At 61.3% G+C, this 3,485-nt stretch carries 4 protein-coding genes; 3 read left to right on the forward strand and 1 reads right to left on the reverse strand.

Annotated elements, in window-relative coordinates; translation table 11 throughout:
- The 3 genes from VGO04_RS31905 to VGO04_RS31915 form a co-directional block, all read left to right on the forward strand.
- Positions 1-172, forward strand: a 172-nt coding sequence (locus VGO04_RS31905; RefSeq protein ID WP_208601684.1) for an electron transfer flavoprotein subunit alpha/FixB family protein, incomplete at its 5' end; no start/stop codon positions are given.
- Positions 173-324: 152 nt separating this feature from the next.
- Complete coding sequence (locus VGO04_RS31910; RefSeq protein ID WP_327500000.1) at positions 325-1,197, forward strand: 3-hydroxybutyryl-CoA dehydrogenase; 873 nt, start codon at positions 325-327, stop codon at positions 1,195-1,197.
- A gap of 142 nt (positions 1,198-1,339) precedes the next feature.
- A complete protein-coding gene (locus VGO04_RS31915; protein ID WP_327500001.1) occupies positions 1,340-2,704 on the forward strand; it encodes a sulfatase-like hydrolase/transferase in 1,365 nt (454 codons plus the stop codon).
- A gap of 39 nt (positions 2,705-2,743) precedes the next feature.
- On the opposite strand, the gene tlpA is transcribed toward VGO04_RS31915, so the two are convergent.
- Complete coding sequence (gene tlpA, locus VGO04_RS31920; RefSeq protein WP_327500002.1) at positions 2,744-3,403, reverse strand: thiol:disulfide interchange protein TlpA; 660 nt, start codon at positions 3,401-3,403, stop codon at positions 2,744-2,746.
- Between the last annotated feature and the right edge of the window lie 82 nt (positions 3,404-3,485).

Genomic DNA, 3,485 nt, shown 5'->3' on the forward strand with positions numbered 1-3,485 from the left:
CTACATCGCCTGCGGCATCTCCGGTGCCATCCAGCACCTCGCCGGCATGAAGGATTCGAAGGTCATCGTCGCGATCAACAAGGACGAAGAGGCACCGATCTTCCAGGTCGCCGACTACGGCCTGGTTGCCGATCTCTTCGACGCTCTGCCGGAGTTGCAGAAGGCGCTTTAAGCCTTCGCCGATGACCCTGCGCCGCGCCCCTGAAAAGGGCTGGCAAAAGCGCGGACTTGGCATTAACAATCTACCGGGCCGGCCAAACCGGCCCGGTTTGCATGTCTGACGGCGGCCCCACCGCCAACCCTTGAAGATGGATGTTCGCTGCGATGATCAAGACGGTCGGAATTATTGGTGCCGGGCAAATGGGCTGTGGCATCGCGCATGTTTCGGCAATCGCCGGATACAAGGTACAGATCTACGATCTGGCCGCTGACCGGATCGAAGCAGGGCTTGCCACCGTCAACGGCAACCTCGCCCGCCAGGTATCCTCCGGCAAGATGACCGACGAGGCCCGCAAGGCGGCGCTGGCGCTGATCAAGGGCTCATCCGATATCAACGACCTGTCGCAGGCCGACCTGGTGATCGAGGCCGTCACCGAAGACGAAACGATCAAGCGCAAGATCTACGGCCAGGTATGTCCGATCCTGAAGCCGGAGGCGATCCTCGCGACCAACACGTCCTCGCTGTCGATTACCCGCCTTGCTTCGGCCACCGATCGTCCCGAGCATTTCATGGGCATCCACTTCATGAACCCGGTTCCGGTCATGAAGCTGGTCGAACTCGTGCGTGGCATCGCCACCGACGAGCAGACCTTCAAGACCGCCAAGGAATTCGTCGCCACCCTCGACAAGACCGTGACGGTCGCCGAGGACTTCCCGGCGTTCATCGTCAACCGCATCCTGCTGCCGATGATCAACGAGGCGATCTACACGCTTTACGAAGGCGTCGGCTCGGTCGAAGCGATCGACACGGCGATGAAGCTTGGCGCCAACCATCCGATGGGACCGTTGCAGCTTGCCGACTTCATAGGCCTCGACACCTGCCTGTCGATCATGCAGGTCCTCTATGACGGCCTGGCGGACTCGAAGTATCGCCCCTGCCCGCTGCTGGTGAAGTATGTTGAGGCCGGCTGGCTCGGCCGCAAATCCGGGCGCGGCTTCTACGACTATCGCGGCGAAGTGCCGGTTCCGACCCGCTAGGAGCCGAGCAGGCATCACGCACGACAAGAAAGGCGCACTCCGCGCTGCAACTAAAAATTAATAATCCGATCGAATTCACGCAGTAATGGTAATCTAATCTAAAGACAGGACTGTTACCTCTCCCCGTCAGCCGGGAGAGACCATGCGTTCGAAAGCCATATCCACAATCGCAATGCGGTTGGTCCCCTCATTGTCGAGTGCGAAGGCGTGGCGCCTGGCGCTGATCCTCGGCTTGGCGCCCAATCTTGTGATGCTTCTGGTGCTGCCATTTTATGTGGCCGTCCGAGCGATTTCACCGCTCCTCTATCTGTTTGCCGGCCTGCTCGCACTGCGCACCGGACATATGCTGGCTTTCCTCATTTTCCCGCTCGTTGCCGTGATCGATCTGGGTCTAGTGGTTATGGCGGCGTTCCATTTGCCGCCCGCTGCGGCGCTCCAGTCGGTCCGCTACATGGCCTCCCTGGATCTCACCTCATCGGCCTTCTATGTGGCGGTCTTTGGCTTTTTTGTCGCGAATGGCGTCGCGATTGCCTGCCTGGTCAATCGCAATCGGCAGGCCTTGCATGGCGCGACGGTACTGCCGGCGGTTCTGGTTGTCATCGGCGTGGTGGCGGTGGAGCAATACGTCAACCGCCCGTTCCTCAAGCAACCCGCTCAATCATTTGAAAGCGCCTTATCGATCACTGATTTTGACCCCGCAACGATCGCGGAGAGTGGCCGCAACGTGCTGTTCGTCATGGTCGAGGGGCTTGGCGCGTTGGCTGACCCTGCCCACGCGGCAATTCTCTCGGAGCGCCTCCAGCCTGCCCTGAAAACCGGGCGCTATACGCTTTCAAGCGGCCTCAGCAACTTCCAGGGCTCAACGACCGGGGCCGAATCCCGCGAACTTTGCGGTCAATGGGGCGATCATACGGACTATCTTGACCGCAGGAGCTACGATTGCGTCCCCGCCGCCATGGTCGATCGCGGCTATCGCACCATCTCCTATCACGGCTTTTCTCAACAGATGTTCGAACGGCAGACCTGGTATCCGAGCATCGGTTTTCAGGAATCGCACTTTCTGGAGAGCCTCGCGACCGCCGGCGATCGGTTTGGTCAGCGCTGCGGCAGCGTCTTTGCGGGTTTGTGCGACGATGATATCGCCGGCGCTGTCCGTGATCGTCTGCTGAAACATCCGACCGAGCGGAAATTCGTGTACTGGCTGACGCTGAACTCCCACATACCTTACGTGCCGGATCCGGACGGAAACCTGAAGTGCGGCGGGAACGACGCCGCGATAGCCAACAGGCGCGTCTGCGAATTGACCGAGTTGTGGGCCGGCGTTTTTGACGGCGTCGCGACGATCGCCATGGACCCGGCCTTGCCGCCGACCGACATCTTCATCGTCGGCGACCATCCGACGCCGTTGTGGGAACGTGCCGCGGCCAAACATTTCATGCCACACAAAGTTCAGTGGCACCTCCTGCGCGACAACAGAGCATCTCGCTCCGAGGTGGGGTCGCTGTAGGCGCGCCATGCGTGAGGGCGCACCGACCCGGAGTTAGCCCTACCCTCCAACGGCAGCCGTGATCAGCGCCTTGGCGTCGTCGCTGTCCCAGGCGGCCGGGCCGTTCATCGAGCCGATCAGGCAGCCCTTGTCATCAAGCAGCAGCGTTGCCGGCAGACCGAAGGCAAGGCCCTCCTTCTTCATGTTGTTGAACACGCCCATCGACGCATCGCGGTAGTAGCCAAGCTCGTGCACCGCGGTTTCGTCGAGGAACGCCTTCGGCTTCTCGTCGTCGCCGACGTCGATGTTGATCGCCACCACCTCGAACTTGTCGCTGCCGAGCGATTTCTGCAGCGCGTTGAGCGCCGGCATCTCTTCACGGCAGGGCACGCACCAGGTGGCCCAGAGGTTGACGAGTAGCGTCTTGCCGGCAAAGGCCGAGACATTGGTCGGCTTGCCGTCCGGCCCGTTGAAGTCGAGTGCGATCGGCCGCGGCGACGACGCCGGCGACATGGCGGCGACCTGCCCCTTCATGAAGGGTGTCAGCGATGCGACCTTGGCGGATGTCAGCGGGCAGCTGGCACTGGTCGTTTCGGCTGCCTCACCATTGCCAGACCCGGTCTCCTTCACGTATACCGCTGCCGCACCGACGATCACGCCGAACAGGGCGGCGAGCGCGAACAGTTTCACGGCCGGGGGGGATTTCTTCTGGTCGGGCATTTCATTCTCCAAGGCGGGCATTCTTCATGGCTGACGGCAATTCCGAGACGAAATCCTCCAACCAGATGTGGGGCGGTCGCTT

The organism is Ensifer sp., assembly GCF_035999185.1.
In the GTDB taxonomy this organism is placed as follows: Bacteria; Pseudomonadota; Alphaproteobacteria; order Rhizobiales; family Rhizobiaceae; genus Ensifer.